Origin of the sequence: Pseudomonas sp. AAC (genome assembly GCF_000725445.1) — a bacterium.
Lineage (GTDB): Bacteria > Pseudomonadota > Gammaproteobacteria > Pseudomonadales > Pseudomonadaceae > Pseudomonas > Pseudomonas citronellolis.
Genome location: NZ_KL647101.1, coordinates 95,491 through 114,610, shown reverse-complemented (window position 1 = coordinate 114,610; position 19,120 = coordinate 95,491). Strand labels below are relative to the sequence as shown.

At 68.1% G+C, this 19,120-nt stretch carries 17 protein-coding genes; 9 read left to right on the top strand and 8 right to left on the bottom strand.

Annotation, left to right across the window (positions count from 1 at the left end; all coding sequences use genetic code 11):
- The 5 genes from algK to yaaA form a co-directional block, all read right to left on the bottom strand.
- Complete coding sequence (gene algK / locus FG99_RS26020) at positions 1-1,398, bottom strand: alginate biosynthesis TPR repeat lipoprotein AlgK (RefSeq protein WP_051879271.1); 1,398 nt, start codon at positions 1,396-1,398, stop codon at positions 1-3.
- A gap of 10 nt (positions 1,399-1,408) precedes the next feature.
- Positions 1,409-2,578: an alginate biosynthesis protein Alg44 gene (locus tag FG99_RS26015; protein WP_043273112.1), complete on the bottom strand. Its 1,170-nt coding sequence runs from the start codon at positions 2,576-2,578 to the stop codon at positions 1,409-1,411.
- A gap of 58 nt (positions 2,579-2,636) precedes the next feature.
- Positions 2,637-4,118 (bottom strand): mannuronan synthase, encoded by a 1,482-nt coding sequence (alg8, locus tag FG99_RS26010; RefSeq protein WP_043273110.1) that lies wholly within the window; start codon positions 4,116-4,118, stop codon positions 2,637-2,639.
- Between the two features lie 144 nt (positions 4,119-4,262).
- On the bottom strand, positions 4,263-5,573 hold the full coding sequence (gene algD / locus FG99_RS26005; protein ID WP_043273109.1) for a GDP-mannose 6-dehydrogenase: 1,311 nt from the start codon (positions 5,571-5,573) through the stop codon (positions 4,263-4,265).
- An 855-nt stretch (positions 5,574-6,428) separates the two neighbouring features.
- On the bottom strand, positions 6,429-7,208 hold the full coding sequence (gene yaaA / locus FG99_RS26000) for a peroxide stress protein YaaA (RefSeq protein ID WP_043273108.1): 780 nt from the start codon (positions 7,206-7,208) through the stop codon (positions 6,429-6,431).
- A gap of 407 nt (positions 7,209-7,615) precedes the next feature.
- Here yaaA and FG99_RS25995 point away from each other — a divergent pair, with 407 nt between their 5' ends.
- From FG99_RS25995 to FG99_RS25955, 9 genes are all read left to right on the top strand, one after another.
- The gene (locus FG99_RS25995) at positions 7,616-9,007 is read left to right on the top strand and encodes a PhoH family protein (RefSeq protein ID WP_009616091.1); all 1,392 of its coding nucleotides are present in this window, start codon (positions 7,616-7,618) and stop codon (positions 9,005-9,007) included.
- A gap of 657 nt (positions 9,008-9,664) precedes the next feature.
- Positions 9,665-10,141, top strand: coding sequence for a cyclic pyranopterin monophosphate synthase MoaC (gene moaC, locus FG99_RS25990; RefSeq protein ID WP_009616092.1), 477 nt, complete (start codon positions 9,665-9,667; stop codon positions 10,139-10,141).
- Positions 10,138-10,386, top strand: coding sequence for a MoaD/ThiS family protein (locus tag FG99_RS25985; protein WP_009616093.1), 249 nt, complete (start codon positions 10,138-10,140; stop codon positions 10,384-10,386). Before moaC ends, FG99_RS25985 begins: the two co-directional genes overlap by 4 nt.
- 4 nt (positions 10,387-10,390) lie before the next feature.
- The gene (moaE, locus tag FG99_RS25980) at positions 10,391-10,843 is read left to right on the top strand and encodes a molybdopterin synthase catalytic subunit MoaE (protein ID WP_043273107.1); all 453 of its coding nucleotides are present in this window, start codon (positions 10,391-10,393) and stop codon (positions 10,841-10,843) included.
- Between the two features lie 83 nt (positions 10,844-10,926).
- The gene (gene moaB, locus FG99_RS25975; RefSeq protein WP_043273106.1) at positions 10,927-11,499 is read left to right on the top strand and encodes a molybdenum cofactor biosynthesis protein B; all 573 of its coding nucleotides are present in this window, start codon (positions 10,927-10,929) and stop codon (positions 11,497-11,499) included.
- Entirely contained in the window at positions 11,496-12,731 is a 1,236-nt protein-coding gene (glp, locus tag FG99_RS25970; RefSeq protein ID WP_043273104.1) for a molybdopterin molybdotransferase MoeA, read from the top strand. The genes moaB and glp overlap by 4 nt, the downstream gene beginning before the upstream one ends.
- 60 nt (positions 12,732-12,791) lie before the next feature.
- A complete protein-coding gene (locus tag FG99_RS25965) occupies positions 12,792-13,787 on the top strand; it encodes a ubiquinone anaerobic biosynthesis protein UbiU (RefSeq protein WP_043273102.1) in 996 nt (331 codons plus the stop codon).
- Between the two features lie 11 nt (positions 13,788-13,798).
- Positions 13,799-14,689, top strand: a complete 891-nt coding sequence (locus FG99_RS25960; RefSeq protein WP_043273099.1) for a U32 family peptidase — start codon at positions 13,799-13,801, stop codon at positions 14,687-14,689.
- Positions 14,683-15,159 (top strand): ubiquinone anaerobic biosynthesis accessory factor UbiT, encoded by a 477-nt coding sequence (locus FG99_RS25955; protein ID WP_043273098.1) that lies wholly within the window; start codon positions 14,683-14,685, stop codon positions 15,157-15,159. Before FG99_RS25960 ends, FG99_RS25955 begins: the two co-directional genes overlap by 7 nt.
- An 8-nt stretch (positions 15,160-15,167) precedes the next feature.
- Here the strand turns inward: FG99_RS25955 and FG99_RS25950 are convergent, their stop codons facing one another.
- The 3 genes from FG99_RS25950 to FG99_RS25935 form a co-directional block, all read right to left on the bottom strand.
- Entirely contained in the window at positions 15,168-15,536 is a 369-nt protein-coding gene (locus FG99_RS25950; protein WP_009616100.1) for a putative zinc-binding protein, read from the bottom strand.
- Between the two features lie 949 nt (positions 15,537-16,485).
- Entirely contained in the window at positions 16,486-17,139 is a 654-nt protein-coding gene (gene narL / locus FG99_RS25940; RefSeq protein ID WP_043273094.1) for a two-component system response regulator NarL, read from the bottom strand.
- A complete protein-coding gene (locus FG99_RS25935; RefSeq protein ID WP_043273092.1) occupies positions 17,136-18,998 on the bottom strand; it encodes a histidine kinase in 1,863 nt (620 codons plus the stop codon). The genes narL and FG99_RS25935 overlap by 4 nt, the downstream gene beginning before the upstream one ends.
- Between the last annotated feature and the right edge of the window lie 122 nt (positions 18,999-19,120).

Genomic DNA, 19,120 nt, shown 5'->3' with positions numbered 1-19,120 from the left:
TCATAGGCTTTCTTGTTCCTGTTCGTTCTGCATGAGGCTGACGGTGGCCTGCCAGTTGGCGCCGCGGGCCTGTTCCTCGCGCTTGAGCAGCTGCTGCGCCTGGCTCAGTTCGGCCGGCTGCAGCTGCGGTTGCAGTTCGCTCATCAGGTCGCCGGCCTGGGGTATCTGCTGGCGCTGCGCCAGGGTGCCGAAGACGTAGGCGTTGACGCGATTGGGCTGTACGCCGCGGCCTTGCGACCAGAGCTGGGCCAGGGCCATGTCGGCGCTGGCCTGGCCCGCGCGGGCGGCGATCAGCAGGTGGTCGGCGGCCTTCTGCGGGTAGACCTTGCCGAGGAAGCCGCGGCGGTAGATCTGCCCCAGGTAGTAGTGCGCCTGGGGTTCGCTGGCGGCGGCCTTGAGCAGGTGCTGCTCGGCCTTCTGCGGATCCTGGGGCATCCACTTGCCGTCGTAGTACAGGCGCCCGAGCAGCAGCTCGGCGCGCGGCTGGGCGGCGTCCTGGGCCTTCTTCAGGTAGTCGAGCATCTGCTCGACGTCGCCCAGCTCGGGGTAGTCGTACTGCAGCTTGGCGAGGTCGACCCAGGCCGCGGGGTAGGTCGGCGCCAGTTCGTTGAGCAGGGCCTGGGCGGTCTGCGGGTCGGGCTTGCCGAGGTCGGCGTCGGCCAGCACCTGGGCCACCGATTCCACCCGCTCCGGCGGCACCCGGCCGGCCTTGTGCGCGGCGCGCAGGCGCTCGAGGTGGGCCTTCTGCTTGTCGGCGTCGCCCTGCACCTGGTAGACGGTGGCCAGCTCCATCCAGCACACGTCCATGCGCGTCAGCCAGCGCTGGCAGACCTGCTCGATCTCGCCCAGGTGCTGGTTGTAGGTGCCCTGGGTGCGGTACAGGATGATCTGCGCCAGGTCCGCCTGGGGCAGGCCCTGGGCGCGCCACTGGTCGATGCGCTGCTGCGGGTTCACGCCCGGCCAGGCCTGCGGGTACTGCAGGTAGAGCACGATCAGCGGCACCAGGGCGCTGTCCTCGCCTTCGTTGAAGGCGCGGTTGAGCAACTGCTCGGCCTCGCGGTGCTCGGCGTCGGTCGCGCCGGGCTTGGCCGCCAGCCACTTGCCCAGGCGCGCGCGGGCCCGCGGCGAGGTCTCGGCGGCGTCGCGGTAGAGCTTCTCGGCGCGGGCCTGGGCGGCGCTGTCGCCGCTGGCGGCCTGCATGTCGGCCAGGCCGATCTGCGCGTCGGTGTAGCCGAGGGTGGCCAGGGCCTGGTAGTTGGCCTGGGCGGTGGCGATGTCGCCGCGGGCCATGGCTTCGTCGGCCAGGCGCTGGTCCGGCAGGCCGGCGCAGCCGGCGGCCAGGCCGATGGCCAGGGCCAGGGCGGCGCCGCGCAGCGGATGGTGGGCGATGGCGTTCATGCTTGGCTCCTCAGCGCGCGGTGGCCATGGCCATGGCCTTGTTCAGCAGGGTGCGGCCGGGCAGGCCGCCGATGCTGACTTCCGCCGGGCGCCCGGCGAGCTGGCTGTCCAGCGGCTGCTCGGGCTGGATCTGCGCGCGGATCTCCGACGACAGGTCGCCGTCCACCGGCGCGGTGCGCAGGATGCGGCCGCTGCGCACTTCGCTGTCGCCGGCGACCTGGAAGTGCACCAGGGTGCCCGGCGAGAGTTCGGCGGCGTTGCGGTAGGCGAAGCGCGCCTCGACGGTGGCGCTGGCGTCGCGCGGGGCCAGGGTGAAGATCACGTCGCCCTTGTTGGCGTACTGGCCGTTGGCGACGCGCTGCTCGATCACCCGGCAGTCGCAGGGGCTGGTGAGGGTGCCCTTGAGCTGGTGGCCGAAGAGCTTCTCGATGTTGCCGGGGTTGAGCTGCTCGTCGGACAGATTGCCCTTGAGCAGGTCCAGCAGGCTGGTGGAGAAGGTGGCGATGGGCGCGCCCTTGGCCACTTCGGCGTCCATCTGCACCAGGCTGTCGACGGTGCCCTCGCGGGGCATGGTGATCTGCTGGGCGGGGATGTTGACCACGCCGGAGTCGGCATGGGTGACGAAGTACAGGTTGTACAGCTGGTTGAGGATGAAGGCGAAGGCGCCGACGCCGACCACGAAGATGGCGGTGCTCAGGGTCACCGCGCGGATGCGCCCGAAGAAGCCCATGCCGCCGCCGGCGCCGCCGTGCTTGCGGGCCTTGGTGAAGTTCTCGCGCTGCAGGGTGTTGAGCATGTCGCCGACGCTGACCACCTCGCCGGCCAGGTACGCGGTGATCAGGTAGCGCAGGGCGGCGACCTCGCGCGGCTTCAGGTGCTGGAACTCGCAGCCGGTGCGGCGGCTGTCCGGGTCGAAGGAGCGCACCTGGAACTCCACTTCCAGGGCGAAGCTGATGCTGTCGATCTGGAACAGCAGCTTGCCCTTGTGCAGGTCGCCGACCTGGATAGGCGCGCCGCTGGCAGTGAAGGCGAAGCCGCCGGCGGAAAGGTCCAAGAGCCTTGCGTCGACGCCCTCGCGGTTGGCGCCGATGTAGCGGATGCGCGCGGGCAGCTTGACCCGCGCGTGCTGGCGCTGGGCTTCGGATTCGTGCACGACGTTGACGTTGACGGCGGTATTCATGAAGTCGGTCCTATGTTCGAAACGGGTCGGATCGGCCGCGGGCCGGTTGCTCAAGGGGTCATACGATCGTCAGGAGTACGGCGACGAACACACTGGCGGCAGAGAAGGTCATGGCGCGCGAGGACCAGGTGTTGAACCAGCGCTGGTAGCTGTTCAGGCCCCGGTCGAGCTTGGTGCTCTGGCGCGTCCAGGACTGCTGGTCGAGGCGGAAGAACACGTAGATCTTCACCAGGGCGCCGACGATCTGGTTGTAATAGAGGATCAGCGGGTAGGCCGGGCCGATCGGGTGGCCGGACAGCGACAGCAGCAGCGTCAGGATCAGGCGGGTGATGCCGATCCACAGCAGGTACACCAGCAGGAAGGTGATGCTGTACTTGATGCTGGCGATGATCGCCGCCACCAGGCCCAGCAGGCAGGTCCACATGGACAGGCGCTGGTCGAACAGCACCACCGTGGTGAACCAGCCCAGGCGCCGCGGGCCCAGGCCCAGGGCGCGGGAGTTCTGCCGCAGGTTGTTGCCGTACCAGCGGAACATCAGCTTGCGGCTGGCCTTGATGAAGCTCTTCTCCGGCGGGTGCTCGACGGTGTTGATGGCAGCGTCCGGCACGTAGAAGGTGTCGTAGCCCAGGCGCATCAGGCTGTACCAGCTGGACTTGTCGTCGCCGGTGAGGAACTGGAAGCGCCCCAGGCGCCAGTGGTCCAGGTGGTCGGCCTCGACGTCGGCGATGAAGTCGGGGTCGGTGACCACCGCGGCGCGGAACACCGACATGCGCCCGGTCATGGTCAGCACGCGCTTGGATAGGGCCATGGAGCACATGTTGATGTGGCGCTGGGCGAAGCGCAGCTTGTGCCACTGGCTCATCACGTAGCCGCCCTGCACCTCGCAGAATTCGTTGGTGGTCAGGCCGCCGACCTGGGGGAACAGCTTGAACCAGCGCACCGTGGCCTGGACCACGCCGGGCTCGAGCACGGTGTCGCCGTCGATCACCGCCACCACCGAGCCTTCGTCGGGCATGTGCCGGGAGATGGCGCGGAAGCCGTGGGCCAGGCCGTCGCGCTTGCCGGTGCCGGGGATGCGCACGAAGTCCAGCTTCACGTGGGCGGGCGGGTTGAGCTTCTGCCACTGCTGCTTGATCAGCACCTCGTCGGACATCTCGACGATGGAGCAGACCACGGTGGTCGGGTAGCCGCAGACGATGGCCTCCTGGATCACCGAGCGGTAGACCATGGAGGTGGTCATGGCGTCGATGCGGAAACTGGTGACCATCAGGTAGACGTGGGACGGGTCCGCCGCCTTGCCGAGCTTGCGCAGGCGCCGCTTGTAGTGCGGGTAGACGACGTGGAGGAAGAGCATGCCGCGCAGGAAGTGCAGGCCGCCCATGGAGTAGCGCCAGATGCCCACCGCGCCGATGATCAGCAGGAAGTCGCGGGCATTGGGGTCGAACACCGTGGGGGGCACGATCAGCGCCAGGCCCATCAGCAGGCAGAGGAAGGCCAGCCAGCCGGTGGCTTCGCCGAGGGCTCGTTTGTATGCGTCCATGGTCAGGTCCGTCAGTCGCGTCTTGGCTTCGTGGGAACAGGTGGGCTCCCGTAGGTGCGAGCTTGCTCGCGAACCGCCCCGGCACCGGTACCGCCGGGAAGAGCGTTCGCGAGCAGGCTCACTCCTACGAAGAGCCGGCGGCGCTTACCAGCAGATGCCTTCGGCGCGCTCGTCGGAGCCGTGGGACATGAAGCCGATCAGGTCGACCACCTTCTTGCCCTGCGGCGCCTGGTTCACCACGTCGACGAACAGCTCGTCGCCGTTGCCCAGCACCAGCACGTCGGAGGTCTTCACCACCTGGTCGAGGTCGGAGACCAGCAGCGAGGAGACGTGGGGGATCTTCGACTCGATGTACTCCTTGTTCGCGCCGTGGACGCGGGCGTACTCGACGTTGCGGTCGAAGATCTGCAGCTCGTAGCCCTTGCCGATGAGCATCTCGGCCAGTTCCACCAGCGGGCTCTCGCGCAGGTCGTCGGTGCCGGACTTGAACGACAGGCCGAGCAGGCCGACCTTGCGGCTGCCGTGGGTGGTGATGATCTCGAAGGCCTTCTGCACCTGGTAGGCGTTGCTGCGCATGATCGAGCCGATCATCGGGTGCTCGACGTCCAGCTGGCCGGCGCGGTAGGTGAGGGCGCGCACGTCCTTGGGCAGGCAGGAGCCGCCGAAGGCGAAGCCGGGCTTCATGTAGTAGCGCGACAGGTTCAGCTTGCGGTCCTGGCAGACCACGTCCATCACCTCGCGGCCATCGACGCCGACGGCCTTGGCGATGTTGCCGATCTCGTTGGCGAAGGTGACCTTGGCGGCGTGCCAGACGTTGCAGGTGTACTTGATCATCTCCGCGACCTCGATGGACTTGCGGATGATCGGCGCGTCCAGCTCGCGGTAGATTTCCTCCAGCAGGTCGCCGGTCTGGGCGTCCAGCTCGCCGATGACGGTCATCGGCGGGAAGTCGTAGTCCTTGATCGCGGTGCTCTCGCGCAGGAACTCGGGGTTGGTGCCCACGCCGAAGTCGACGCCGGCCTTCTTGCCCGAGCAGTCCTCGATGATCGGGATCACCACGTTCTTCACGGTGCCCGGCAGCACGGTGCTGCGCACCACCACGGTGTGACGGCCGGCCTTCTCGCGGATGGCGTAGCCGATCTCGCGGCAGACGCTCTCGATGTAGCCCAGGTCCAGGTCGCCGTTCTTCTTGCTCGGGGTGCCGACGCAGATGAAGGAGACGTCGCTGTCCAGCACCGCCTGCTTGAAGTCGGTGGTGCCCGACAGCCGCGAGGTGCGGATGCCCTGTTCCAGCAGGGGCTCCAGCCCCGGTTCGACGATGGGCGACTTGCCGCGGTTGATCAGGTCGATCTTGGTGGTGGAAACGTCCACGCCGATCACTTCGTGACCACGGGCGGACAGGCAACCGGCGCATACTGCACCGACGTAGCCAAGACCAAAGATGCTGATACGCATCGTATTCACCTCTGCTTTGTCGAGCTGTTAAAAGTTGGCCTTCTGGCCAATTCCCTTTTGCTGCGGCGCCCCTGTCAGGCGCGCCGCTTCAGGCAGTCCGTGAGTGACTCGAATTTTCTGCACTCAATTCGGGCAGAGTTCCGCGGCATGCACTTTAATGTTTCAGGGTGATTGCAAAGTTAGAACTAATTGCACTCTTCTGATGCACTAAAGTTTGCTTTGGAGTTCTGCATTAATTTCATAACTCATTGAAATTATTCAGGTTGAACGAGTCCCTCGAGCAGCGCTCGATGCGTTTTCGAAAAACCTGGTTATGGGCAACAAACCCATGATGGGCGTTGCGGAAGTAGGATGTTCGAGGCCGCTCGATAGTTCCTGCCACCCATCCTGAGGAGTGGTCGGAATTAAATATCCAATCGCCATCAAATAAGGCGCTTTTGATATCAAGCTGAAACACGACTGTCGTTTTTGGCGGACTTGCAAAATGCAAGGATTGGAAAAAGTTCCGCGGTGATTCAGCCGTTTTACACTTCGTTCAGCTGCCGTTCAGGATGTCGGGGAGGGTGTTTCAAGGTATTTCGTGCAACTTGCAATCGTGAATTGCATGTAATGGCGGGGTGCTTTTAATGGCCAATGGATTACATGCGCGATGGCAAAAAAGGCGCTTTTCTGCCGTGGTGATGGCGCGCGGGAGCGAGAAAAATTTTTTCAATGTCTTGGCTGTTGCCGACGAACGGTAGCCTTGACCATTTTCGCCGTGTGGGTAATTCGGCGGCACATGGGGGCTGGAGGGGGATCGACGGTAGCGGGGGAGGGGGCGTGACGGCCGTTTGGCCGCCACTTTCGGGGGGCAGGTCAGGCGTCGGGGTGGTCGCGCAGGAACACCAGGCGGTCGGCGGAGGACTCCTCGGCGGCGAAGCGGTAGCCGGCGTAGTCGAAGTCCTTCAGGCCCTCGGAGTCGGTCAGGCGCTCCTTGATCACGTAGCGCGCCATCAGGCCGCGGGCCTTCTTGGCGTAGAAGCTGATGATCTTGTACTGGCCGTTCTTCAGGTCCTTGAACTCGGTGTCGATGATGCGGGCGTCCAGCGCCTTGCGCTTCACCGCGCCGAAGTATTCGTTGGAGGCCAGGTTGAGCAGCACGGCGTCGCCCTGCTCGGCGAGGTCTTGATTCAGCCAGGCGCTGATGCGCTCGCCCCAGAACTCATAGAGGTTGGCGCCGCGGGCGTTGGCCAGTTTGGTGCCCATCTCCAGGCGGTAGGGCTGCATCAGGTCCAGCGGCCGCAGCACGCCATAAAGGCCGGAAAGCATGCGCAGGTGGCGCTGGGCGAAGTCGAAGTCGGCGGCGTCGAAGTCCTCGGCGGCAAGGCCGGTATAGACGTCGCCCTTGAAGGCCAGCAGCGCCTGCTTGGCGTTGGCCGGGCTGAAGTCGGGGTGCCAGCTGGCGTAGCGCGCGGCGTTCAGGCCGGCCAGCTTGTCCGACAGGCTCATCAGGCTGCCGATCTGCGCCGGGGTCATCTCGCGCAGCACGCCGATCAGCTCCTGGGCATCGTCCAGGTGCAGCGGCAGGGTGTGGCGGTCGGTGACCGGCGGGGTCTCGTAGTCCAGGGTCTTGGCGGGGGAAATCACCATCAGCATCGTGCGGTCTCCTCGAAGCGTCGGGCGATTGTAGGGAGTTGCCGGGGCCGGCTCCACCCATGGGGACGATAGGCGGGGCCAATGAGGAGGGGCGCGGGGAGACCGTCGGGTGCGGATAAGCCGATGATCGGATTAATAAAATTAGCGCCGTAACGCAGCCGCGCCAAGGTATTTCGTCAGCCGGCGAAAAAAATTCGTCTGATAAGGAAAAAGACTTTCTACCGTCACAATTTTTCCTGTATTTCTGGAGCCGTAGACCGCCGAACCCTGCAGACAGGTGGCGGCCCCGGCCCGTCCCTTGCTTGCACCTCTCTCGAGCCCCGGCATCGAGAGCCGGCGTCTCACCGCACGGCGGAGCGCTGTCACGGCATTCCGTCGTAACGCCCCCAGAATGAGGTGACACGCGTATGGATGACCACGGACGTTCCAGCACCACCCAGCCGATCTTCTACGTCCTCGACACCAACGTTCTGATCCACGATCCCAACGCCCTGCTCAACTTCCAGGAACACCACGTCGCCATCCCGATGACGGTGCTGGAAGAACTCGACAAGCTCAAGACCGGCAAGCACTCCGTCGCCGCCGAATGCCGCCAGGCCATCCGCCTGATCGACCAGGTGCTGGGTGAGGCGAGCCCGGAGCAGGTGGAGGACGGCGTTCCCATCCAGCGTGGCAAGAGCGGCCCCTGCGGCAGCCTGTCGATCCTCATGAGCAAGCGCGCCGAGCCGATCACCTGGCTGCCGGAGCACCTCAACGACAACAAGATCATCAACCAGCTGGTGGAGCTGCAGAGCCGCAACAGCAGCCGCCGGGTGGTGCTGGTCACCAAGGACATCAACATGCGCCTGAAGGCGCGCGCCTGCGGGGTGGCGGCGGAGGACTACCACACCGACCAGCTGATCGACGACGTGGCCCTGCTGCCGCGCGGCTACCACTCGCTGAACGGCTCGTTCTGGGACCGCGTCAGCAAGGTGGAGACGCGCCAGGACCACGGCCGCACCTGGCACCGCGTGCAGCTCACCGACAACCTGCCGGCGGTGCACATCAACGAGTTCATCGTCGACGAGCAGGGCTTCGTCGGCTGGATCAAGGGCATCCAGCAGGACGAGTTGCTGATCCTCGACCTGCACCAGGAGCCGCTGCTGCACCAGGAAGCCTGGGGCCTGCGCCCGCGCGACCTGTACCAGTCGCTGGCGCTGTACGCGCTGCTCGACCCGGACATCCACCTGGTCAACCTGTCCGGCGCCGCCGGCTCGGGCAAGACCATCCTGGCCCTGGCCGCGGCCATCGAGCAGACCATGGTCACCAAGCGCTACCGGCGCATCATCGCCACCCGCAGCGTGCAGGGCCTGGACGAGGATATCGGCTTCCTGCCCGGCACCGAGGCCGAGAAGATGGAGCCCTGGCTGGGGGCCATCACCGACAACCTGGAAGCCCTGCATTCGGACGACGAATGCACCCACGGCAGCGTCGACTACATCCTCAGCAAGGTGCCGCTGCAGTTCAAGTCGCTGAACTACATCCGCGGCCGCAGCTTCCAGCAGAGCCTGATCCTCATCGACGAGTGCCAGAACCTCACCCCGCACCAGATGAAGACCATCATCACCCGCGCGGGCAATGGCTCGAAGGTGATCTGCCTGGGCAACCTGGCGCAGATCGACACCCCCTACCTGTCGGCCACCAGCTCCGGCCTGACCTACCTGACCGAACGCTTCAAGGACTTCCCCCACGGCGTGCACGTGACCCTGCAAGGGGTACCGCGCTCGGTGCTGGCGGAGTTCGCCGAGGCGCATCTGTAAACGCGGAACCGGCCGGGCTCCTGCCGGGCTGGCCGGAGTACGCGAGTCGTCCCCGATGCACGGAAAGCCCCCTCTCCCTTCAGGGAGAGGGCTGGGGAGAGGGTTACGGACTTCGCCGCTGCTCCAGCGTTTGGCCTGGACTCCGCACCCCCTCCCTAACCCTCCCCCGCAAGCGGGAGAGGGGACCGTTGGGCAGAACGGGGGGCCATGCAGTCAGCCCCACCGTAATTTCCGGCTAAAGCCGCTCTCCCAGCCGGCACGGACGGCCCCCTCTCCCTTCAGGGAGAGGGCTGGGGAGAGGGTTACGGACTTCGCCGCCACTCCAGCGTTTTGGCCTGGACTCCGCACCCCCTCCCTAACCCTCCCCCGCAAGCGGGAGAGGGGACCGTTGGGCAGAACGGGGGGCCACGCAGTCAGCCGGCAGTACAGATGCAGGGAGCCACGGGCTTTCCGTGCGCTCCGGACAGCCCCCTCTCCCTCTGGGAGAGGGTTGGGGTGAGGGTGACGGACTCCGCCACCATTCCAGCGTCCGACCTGGACCCGCCCTACCTCTTTTTGTATACAATCCCCCCTCCTTTTTCACCTCTCGCCAGGCCCCCCACGGCCCGTCCAGGGCGTACACTGGTTGCCATCGCTCGTTCCATCCGGAGACCTTCCTTGCTCACCCATCTCGATTCCCAGGGCCGCGCCAACATGGTCGACGTCACCGACAAGGCGGTGACCTCCCGTGAAGCCGTGGCCGAAGCGCGGGTGCGCATGCGCCCGGAGACCCTGCGCCTGATCCAGGACGGCGGCCACCCCAAGGGCGACGTCTTCGCCGTGGCGCGCATCGCCGGCATCCAGGCGGCCAAGCGCACCCATGAACTCATCCCGCTGTGCCACCCGCTGCTGCTTACCAGCGTCAAGGTCGAGCTGCAGGCCGACGGCGAGGACGCCGTGCGCATCGAGGCGCGCTGCAAGCTGGCCGGGCAGACCGGCGTGGAAATGGAAGCGCTGACCGCCGCCAGCGTCGCCGCGCTGACCATCTACGACATGTGCAAGGCCGTGGACAAGGGCATGACCATCGAGGGCGTGCGCCTGCTGGAGAAACTCGGCGGCAAGAGCGGCCACTACCGTGCGGAGGAGGGCCGATGATCCGCGTGCAATACTTCGCCCGTTACCGCGAGGCCCTCGGCCTGGACGGCGAGCAGCTGGGCTGGAGCGAGGCCTTCGCCAGCGTCGACGGCCTGCGCGAGCACCTGCTGCAACGCGGCGGCGCCTGGCAGGTGCTGGCCGAGCAGAATCTGATGTGCGCGCGCAACCAGGAGTTGTGCGCCCTCGACGAGCCCCTCGCCGATGGCGACGAGGTGGCCTTCTTCCCCACCGTCACCGGAGGCTGAGGCCATGGCCGTGCGCGTCCAGGAAAGCCCCTTCGATCCCGGCGCCGAGGTCAACGCGCTGCATGCCGCCAACGTCGGCGTCGGCGCGGTGGTCGGCTTCGTCGGCTACGTGCGTGACTTCAACGACGGCCGCGAGGTCGGCGGCATGTTCCTCGAACACTACCCGGGCATGACCGAGAGGGCCCTGGAGAAGATCGCCGGGCAGGCCCGGGAGCGCTGGCCGCTGCTGCGCCTGGAGATCCTCCACCGCATCGGCCGCCTGGAGCCGGGCGAACCCATCGTCTTCGTCGGCACCGCCAGCGCCCACCGCCAGGCGGCGTTCGACGCCTGCAACTTCGTCATGGACTACCTCAAGACCCGCGCGCCCTTCTGGAAGAAGGAAGACACCGCCGAAGGCCCGCGCTGGGTGGAAGGCCGCTGCAGCGACCAGGCCGCGGCGCAGCGCTGGGACAAATAGTCGCGCTACCTCTTCCGAGGAATGGGCAGGCCAGCCGCCGAGGCGCAGGCTGGCCGCAGTCTCATCCTTCCCCGGAGGCAGCCATGAGCCACCTGGCCACGCAGGACTTCCAGAGCCTGCAGATCGCCGTGCTGACCGTCAGCGACACCCGCACCCTGCAAACCGACGATTCCGGCCAGAGCCTGGCCGACGCCCTGCGCGAGGCCGGCCACGTGCTGGCCGAGCGGCGCCTGGTGGTGGACGACATCCACCAGATCCGCGCGGTGGTCTGCGCCTGGATCGCCGACCCACGCATCCAGGTCGGGCTGATCACCGGCGGCACCGGCTTCACCGCCCGCGACAACACCCCGCAGGCCGTCGAGCCGCTGCTGGAGCGGCGCGTCGAGGGCTTCGGCGAACTCTTCCGCCAGGTCTCCCTGGGCGAGATCGGCACCTCCAGCATCCAGTCGCGGGCCCTGGCCGGCGTCACCAACGGCACCCTGGTCTGCTGCCTGCCCGGCTCGCCCGGCGCCTGCCGCACCGCCTGGCGGGAAATCCTCGCCGCGCAGCTGGACAGCCGCACCCGGCCGTGCAGCTTCGTGCCGCACCTGAAGACCCCGCCCAGGCCCGAGGGCGGCTGCGGCGGCGGCGCCTGTGCCTGCGGCAGCCGGTCATGAGCGGCTGCGGCTGTGACGGCCACGGCCTGAAGCCGGTGGACGAGGCCCTGGCCGAGCTGCTGGCGCGCGCCCCGGCGCCGCCGGCGGTGGAATCCGTGGCCCTGGCCGATGCCCTCGGCCGGGTGCTGGCCAGCGACCTGGAAGCCCCCTGCGACCTGCCGCACTGGGACAACAGCGCGATGGACGGCTACGCCCTGCGCGCGGCCGACGTGCCGGCGGGCGGCGGGAGCCTGGCGCTGGCCGGCTGCATCGCCGCCGGCGAGGCGGGCGACCAGGCGTTGCCGGCGGGTTGCGCCGTGCGCATCTTCACCGGTGCGCCCTTGCCGCCGGGGGCCGACAGCGTGGTGGCCCAGGAGGATTGCCGGGCCGAAGGCGACCGCGTGTGGTTGCCGGCGGTTACGCTGGGCAGCCATGTGCGCCGCCGTGGCGAAGAACTGCGCCAGGGCGCGCCGCTGTTGCGCGCCGGACTCCGCCTGCGGCCCCAGGAACTGGGCCTGCTGGCCGCCGTGGGCCAGGCCCGGGTGCCGGTGTACCGGCGCCTGCGCGTATGCCTGCTGAGCAGCGGCGACGAGCTGCGCGAGCCCGGCCAGTCGCTGGCGCCGGGGCAGATCTACAACGCCAACCGCTTCAGCCTCGGCGCCCTGCTGCGCCAATGGGGCCTGGACGTACAGGAATACGAAGTGCTGGTCGACACCCTGGCCGCCAGCCGCGACGCCCTGGAGCTGGCCGCCGCCGAATGCGACGTGCTGATCAGCAGCGGCGGCGTCTCGGTGGGCGAGCGCGACCATCTCAAGCAGGCGGTCGGCGCCCTCGGCGAACTGCACCTGTGGCGCCTGGCGATGCAGCCGGGCAAGCCGCTGGCCTTCGGCAGCGTGGCCGGCAAGCCCTGGCTGGGCCTGCCGGGCAACCCGGCGGCGGCGCTGGTCACCGCCCTGGTGGCGGCGCGGCCCTTCCTGCGCCGCGCCCAGGGGCTGGCCGAGACCGCGCTGGCGCCGCTGAACCTGCCGGCGGCCTTCGCCTGGCCGCAGCCGAACAAGCGCCGCCAGTACCTGCGGGCGCGCCTGGCCACCGACGCCGGCGGCGCCAGCCGGGTGGAAATCCACCCGCAGCAGGGCTCGGCCATGCTGCTGGCCGCCAGCTGGGCCGACGGCCTGGCGGTGGTGGAGGCGGGGCGCACCCTCGCCGCCGGCGAGCCCGTGGCCTACCTGCCGTTCAGCGAACTGTACGGCTGACGTCAGCCCTGGCCGCCGGCCTCGCCGAGGCGCGGCGGCCGTTCCATGCAAGGGGGAAGCATGCAACTGGTATGTCCGGCGGGCAGCCTGCCCGCCCTCAAGTCGGCGCTGCGCGAAGGCGCCGACGCCATCTACGTGGGTTTCCGCGACGACACCAACGCCCGCCACTTCGCCGGGCTGAACCTCGACGACCGCCAACTGCAGGAGGGCCTGGGACTGATCCGCGCGGCCGGCCGGCAGCTCTACCTGGCGGTCAACACCTACCCCGGCGCCGCCGGTTGGCCGCGTTGGCAGCGGGCGGTGGACCACGCCGCCGAACTGGGCGTGGACGCGCTGATCGCCGCCGACTGCGCGGTGCTCGGCTACGCCGCGCGGCGCCACCCGGACCTGGCGCTGCACCTGTCGGTGCAGGGCTCGGCGACCAACGTCGCGGCGCTGGCCTTCTACCACGAGCGCTACGGCATCCGCCGCGCGGTGCTGCCGCGGGTGCTGTCGCTGGCCCAGGTGCGCCAGGTGGCGGCGAACAGCCCGGTGCCGGTGGAAGTCTTCGCCTTCGGCAGCCTGTGCATCATGGCCGAGGGGCGCTGCCACCTGTCCTCCTACGTCACCGGCGAGTCGCCGAACCTCTGCGGCGTCTGCTCGCCGGCCAAGGCGGTGCGCTGGAGCGAGGAGCCCGAGGGGCTGACCTCGCGCCTGAACGAAGTGCTGATCGACCGCTACGCGCCGGGCGAGCCGGCCGGCTACCCGACCCTCTGCAAGGGCCGCTTCGTGGTCGACGGCCAGCGCTTCCACGCCCTGGAGGAGCCCACCAGCCTCAATACCATCGACCTCATCCCACAGCTGGCGCAGATCGGCGTGGCGGCGGTGAAGATCGAGGGCCGCCAGCGCAGCCCGGCCTACGTCGAGCAGGTCACCCGCGTCTGGCGCCAGGCGCTGGACAGCTGGCGCCGCGCGCCGGAGCGCTACCAGCCGCAGGCGCAGTGGCAGGCCGCGCTGGAGAAACTTTCCGAAGGCCACCAGACCACCCTGGGCGCCTACCATCGTTCCTGGCAGTGAGGTAAAGCCTGATGAAACTCAGCCTGGGGCCGGTGCTGTTCTACTGGGACCGCCGGACACTCCTGGACTTCTACGCGCAGATGGCCGAACAGCCGCTGGACGCCATCTACCTCGGCGAGACCGTGTGCTCCAAGCGCCGCGCCCTGTCGCTGGACGACTGGCTGGGTCTGGGCCGTGAGCTGGCGCAGCAGAGCGGGGCGGAAATCCTCCTCTCGGGGCTGGCGCTGATCGAGGCGGCCTCCGAACTGTCGGCGCTGCGCCGGCTGTGCGGCAACGGCGAGCTGCGGGTGGAGGCCAACGACATGGGCGCGGTGCAGATACTGCACGGCCTGGGCGTGGAATTCGTCGGCGGCCCGGCGCTGAACCTGTACAACGGCCATGCCCTGGCCGAGCTGCACGGCTGCGGCCTGCGCCGCTGGGTGCCGCCGGTGGAATGCTCCGGCGAGCAGGTGCTGGCGGTGCTGGAGCAGGCCCGGGAGCTGGGCCTGGAGGACCTGGAAACCGAGGTGTTCGCCTACGGCCACCTGCCCCTGGCGTACTCCGCGCGCTGCTTCACCGCCCGCGCGGAGAACCGGCCCAAGGACGACTGCCAGTTCTGCTGCCAGAACTACCCGGAGGGGATGTCGATGCTCAGCCAGGAAGGCGCGCCGCTGTTCACCCTCAACGGCATCCAGACGATGTCCGGCGAGCCGGGCAACCTGCTGGCCGACTACGCCTCGCTGCGCGACTGCGGCGCCGACCTGCTGCGCCTGAGCCCGCGGGCGCAGGGCATGGTGGAAGTGGTCCAGGCCTTCGACCGGGTGCGCCGCGGCGCCGCGCCGCCGCTGGCGGTGGAAGGCTGCAACGGTTACTGGCATGGCCGCCCCGGCATGTTGCGCAGCGATGAGGTGAACCTGTGCTGAATCTCGAAACCGGCGCCCTGCGCGCCGCCGAACGCTTGCTGCCGCTGGCCGCGCGGGTGCCCGCGCCGCTGCAGCGGGCGGTGCTGCAACGCGCCGCCAACCGCCTGTTCGCCGCGCCCCTGGCGGCTGGGGACTTCGACTTGCTGGAGGGCCACTGGCTGCGCCTGGAGGTGAGCGACCTGGGCCTGGGCTGGAACCTCACCCGCGGCCGCAACGGCCTGCAACTGGCCGAGGGCCCGGTGCCCAGCGTGACCATCCGCGGCGGCTGGCGCGACTTCCTGCTGCTGGCCGGGCGCCAGGAGGACCCCGACACCCTGTTCTTCCGCCGCCGCCTGGTGATCGAGGGCGACACCGAACTGGGCCTGGCGCTGAAGAACCTGATCGACAGCCTCGACCCCGACAGCCTGCCGCCCTGGCTGTGGAGCGGCCTGCAGCGCGCCGCCCGCAGCGTGCAGGCGCAGCAGGCCTGAGGCGATGCTCAGGCGCTGCTGAGCAGGAGGAACTGCAGTTCCTCGTAGAGCATCTCGAAATCGTCGAGCGAACTGCTTTCGCCGTAGCGCTTGCGCAGCCCGTAGTCGGTGAGGGTGAGCGCGTGCGCCGGGATCACCCCATGGCGCGCCAGGCAGCCGCGCACGCAGTGCAGGTGGCAGCCGTCCAGGGCGAGGATCGGCCGGCCGGAGCAGGCCTTCTTCACCAGCGGCGGCACGTCGCCGCCGACGCCGGCGATGCAGGACATCTCCGCCAGGCCGTCGCGGTCCAGGCGCAGGGCCAGGTCGTTGGCCAGCTGGGCCAGGTTGGAACAGCCGGAACAGGAATACACGAGGGGCAACTGGGACTTCGGGTGCATGGCGACCTCCGCGCAGTGAGTGCGCAGTGTCCGGCGGCGGCCAGGCGCGGCGACATGACCTGCGTCAATTCGTGCTGACGGCTACTCCTGTGGAGGTATGAGGGTTTTACATGGGGCCCTGGATCGCGCCGGTATGTCCGGTTATCGCGGACAAGGTCCGCTCCTACGGAGGAGGAATACCGTACCTCCCGGTAACCTGTAGGAGCGGGCCCTGCCCGCGAATCGCGCGCAGGGCGCGCTCCTACATGGGAATGGTGTGGGTGGGGCAGCGTAGCGGATCTCATCCGCGAATCGCGCTGTTGGTTCCGGCCATCGCGGACAAGGTCCTACGGTGCCAGGAAGCACGGCTTTTCGTAGGATGGCGTTGAGCGAAGCGATCCCCATCACCACGGCAGCATGGGTATCGCAAGCTCAACCCATCCTACGAAGAGCACCTCGGCGCAAGCCAGTTGCTCCTACGACCTTGCTTCCCGGGAGCGTAGGGCGTATAACCGTTCGCGGTTATACGCCAATTGTAGGAGCGGGCCCTGCCCGCGAATCGCGCGCAGGGCGCGCTCCTACAGGGGAATGGCGTAGCCGGGGTTGCGTAGCGGATCTCATCCGCGAATCGCGCCGTTGGTTCCGGCCATCGCGGACAAGGTCCTACGGTGCCAGGACGCACGGCTTTTCGTAGGATGGCGTTGAGCGAAGCGATACCCATCACCACGGCAGCATGGGTATCGCAAGCTCAACCCATCCTACGAAGAGCACCTCGGCGCAAGACAGTTGCTCCTACGACCGTGCTTCCCGGGAGCGTAGGGCGAATAACCGTTCGCGGTTATCCGCCAATTGTAGGAGCGGGCCCTGCCCGCGAATCGCGCGCAGGGCGCGCTCCTACAGGGGAATGGCGTAGACGGGGTTGCGTAGGAGCGGATCTTATCCGCGAATCGCGCCGGTCCGGTCCTGGTTTTCAACCCAACCGGTTCTCCACCGCCCATACCGCCGCTTCCACCCGCGAGCGCATGCCCAGTTTGTGCAGCACGCGCTTGACGTGGACTTTCACCGTGCCTTCGGTGATGTCCAGCTTGCGGGCGATCATCTTGTTGCTGAAGCCCTGGGCGAGTTGGCGGAGGATCTGCCGTTCGCGGTCGGTCAGGTCTTCCAGGCGCTTGGGGTGTTCGTCGCCGCGCAGGGCCTGGGCCAGCACCTGGGTCAGTTGCGGGCTGACGCTGAGCTGGCCTGTGGCGGCCTGGCGGATGTGCTCCAGCAGGCGCTCGGGCTCCATGTCCTTGAGCAGGTAGCCGTCGGCGCCGGCGCGCAGCACGCTGATCACGTCGCCGCGGTCGTCGGACACGGTGAACACCACGATGCGCGCGTCCACCCCGTTCTCGCGCAGCGCGCGCAGGGTTTCCAGGCCGTTCATGCCCTTCATGTTGAGGTCCAGCAGGATCATGTCCGGGTCCAGCTCGGTGGCCAGGCGCAGGGCTTCCTCGCCGCTGCCGGCCTCGCCGACCACGCTGAGGTCGTCCTCGAACTCCAGCAGCTGGATCACCCCGCGGCGCATCATCGGGTGGTCGTCCACCAGCAGGATGCGGGCTCGATCGTCGGTGGGGCTGGCGGTCATGGGGCGGACTCCTCGCGCTGACGTTGGGACAGGGGGTGTGGCTGGAAGCTCAGGCTGACGCGGGTGCCGCGCGGCTCGCGCGGGGCGATGTGGAAGTCGGCGCCGAGGGTCTGGCTGCGTTCGCGCATGATACTAAGCCCATAGTGGCCGTTGCGGTTCTGCGTTGGGTCAAGGCCCACGCCATCGTCCTCGATGCTGACCAGCACCTGGCCGTCCTCGTCCTCGGCCAGCACCACCCGCGCGCAGTCGGCGTGGGCATGGCGGACCACGTTGGACAGCGCCTCGCGGACGATCTGCAGCAGGTGGATTTCGTCGTTGGGGTTGAGCGGGATGTGCGCCAGGCGGTTGTCCAGCTCGATGGTCAGCTCGCCGCGCTCGGCGAACTCGCGCACCGTGTCCTCCAGCGCCACCGCCAGGCTGGAGCGCTCCAGGCTCAGACGGAAGGTGGTGAGCAGTTCGCGCAGTTGGCGGTAGGCGCTGTTGAGGCCCTCGCGCAGCTCGTCCAGTGTCTCGTCGATCTTCTGCGCCGGCGCCTCGCGCTTGAGCAGGGTGCCCAGGCGGCTGACCTGGATCTTCAGGTACGACAGCGACTGCGCCAGCGAGTCGTGCAGCTCGCGGGCGATGGTGCTGCGCTCGGCGAACAGCGCCAGGCGGCTTTCCTGCTCCTGCTGCAGGGTCAGGGCGAAGGTGCGGGCGATGTTGTCGCAGAAGGCCGCGATGCATTGCGCCTGCCAGTCTTCCAGGCGCCCGCTGGCTTCCACGAACAGCTCGCCGAAACGGTGTTCGCCGCTGGCCAGGGGGAACATCAGCAATGGTTGCAGGCCACCGCCCTCGCCACAGCTGTCGGCCCGGGTGCGGCAGGTGCCGCAGTCGCCCTGCAGGCAGAAGTCGGCGATGGCGCCGCTGGGGGTCAGCGAGTTGTAGGCGCGCTCGACGCCGTCCTTGTTCAGGCAGAGGGTCACCTTGCCGGCTTGCAGTACCTGCTCCAGCTGGCCCAGCAGCGGGCGCAGGCTGCGCTCGTCGTAGGGGTCCTGGCCGAGGCGGCGGGCGCTGGCGTAGAGCAGTTCCAGGCGCTGGTGGCTGTGGGAGAGGGCACGGGTCTTGTCCGCCACCCGCGCTTCCAGCTCGCCGTAGATGCCCTGCAGCTCCTCGGCCATCTGGTTGAAGCGCTCGCCCAACTGGCTCAGCTCGTCCTCGCCGCTGTAGCTGACGCGTGCCTCCAGCTGGCCGCGGCCGAGGCGGCGGGCGGTCTGCGTCAGCTCGCGCAGCGGGCCGACCACGTGGTAGCTGAGGTCGTAGAGGCTGACGAACACCACCAGCAGGCTGAGGAACAGGCACAGGCCCTGCACCGTGCTGAGCATCTGCGAGCGCTGCTCGGCGTTGCGCTGCAGGGTGCCGACGAAGGCGTCGATGTGCCCGACCAGGGTGTCGAGGGTGGCCAGGGCCGGGGTCTGGGCGACGTCCAGGCTGGCCAGTTCCAGGCGCAGCAGCTGGTGCTGGTGGCGCAGCGGGTCGTCGGCGTCGGCGCGTTGCAGCAGGCGCGCGATCTCGCTGCTTTCCAGGCGTTCGCCGAGGGTCCGGCGCAGCGCCTGGCGGCCTTCCGCCGAGGGCTCCAGGGCCAGGCGGTAGCTGAGCATGCGCAGCGAGCCGGCCTGGTTGATCACCGCCGCGTCCTGGTGCGAGTAGTCGGCGAACAGCAGGGCGCTGAACATGCCGGCCAGGGCCAGGGACACCAGCAGGGTGAGGTAGCAGCCGAAGCGCAGGACGATGGAGCGGCGCAGGGTCTGGCGGCTGGCGGGGGCCATACCTCCAAAGAACCGCTCGGCCGCATCAGGCTCCGAACGAGTGCCTGTATTCATTGAAAAAACCTTTTAAATCAAAGTGTTGTGCATGCATTTCGACGATACCCATTTGTAGGTAGCGGCGCACATCTGCCCATGAAACGGCCCCGGGCTCATTGATCGCGGTCAACGGACGCCGA

Excerpts from the sequence above, each read along its gene's own strand:
- algK (WP_051879271.1), bottom strand. The coding sequence starts at position 1,398 with ATGAACGCCATCGCCCACCATCCGCTGCGCGGCGCCGCCCTGGCCCTG.
- FG99_RS26015 (WP_043273112.1), bottom strand. The coding sequence starts at position 2,578 with ATGAATACCGCCGTCAACGTCAACGTCGTGCACGAATCCGAAGCCCAG.
- alg8 (WP_043273110.1), bottom strand. The coding sequence starts at position 4,118 with ATGGACGCATACAAACGAGCCCTCGGCGAAGCCACCGGCTGGCTGGCC.
- algD (WP_043273109.1), bottom strand. The coding sequence starts at position 5,573 with ATGCGTATCAGCATCTTTGGTCTTGGCTACGTCGGTGCAGTATGCGCC.
- yaaA (WP_043273108.1), bottom strand. The coding sequence starts at position 7,208 with ATGCTGATGGTGATTTCCCCCGCCAAGACCCTGGACTACGAGACCCCG.
- FG99_RS25995 (WP_009616091.1), top strand. The coding sequence starts at position 7,616 with ATGGATGACCACGGACGTTCCAGCACCACCCAGCCGATCTTCTACGTC.
- FG99_RS25985 (WP_009616093.1), top strand. The coding sequence starts at position 10,138 with ATGATCCGCGTGCAATACTTCGCCCGTTACCGCGAGGCCCTCGGCCTG.
- moaE (WP_043273107.1), top strand. The coding sequence starts at position 10,391 with ATGGCCGTGCGCGTCCAGGAAAGCCCCTTCGATCCCGGCGCCGAGGTC.
- moaB (WP_043273106.1), top strand. The coding sequence starts at position 10,927 with ATGAGCCACCTGGCCACGCAGGACTTCCAGAGCCTGCAGATCGCCGTG.
- glp (WP_043273104.1), top strand. The coding sequence starts at position 11,496 with ATGAGCGGCTGCGGCTGTGACGGCCACGGCCTGAAGCCGGTGGACGAG.
- FG99_RS25965 (WP_043273102.1), top strand. The coding sequence starts at position 12,792 with ATGCAACTGGTATGTCCGGCGGGCAGCCTGCCCGCCCTCAAGTCGGCG.
- FG99_RS25960 (WP_043273099.1), top strand. The coding sequence starts at position 13,799 with ATGAAACTCAGCCTGGGGCCGGTGCTGTTCTACTGGGACCGCCGGACA.
- FG99_RS25950 (WP_009616100.1), bottom strand. The coding sequence starts at position 15,536 with ATGCACCCGAAGTCCCAGTTGCCCCTCGTGTATTCCTGTTCCGGCTGT.
- narL (WP_043273094.1), bottom strand. The coding sequence starts at position 17,139 with ATGACCGCCAGCCCCACCGACGATCGAGCCCGCATCCTGCTGGTGGAC.
- FG99_RS25935 (WP_043273092.1), bottom strand. The coding sequence starts at position 18,998 with ATGAATACAGGCACTCGTTCGGAGCCTGATGCGGCCGAGCGGTTCTTT.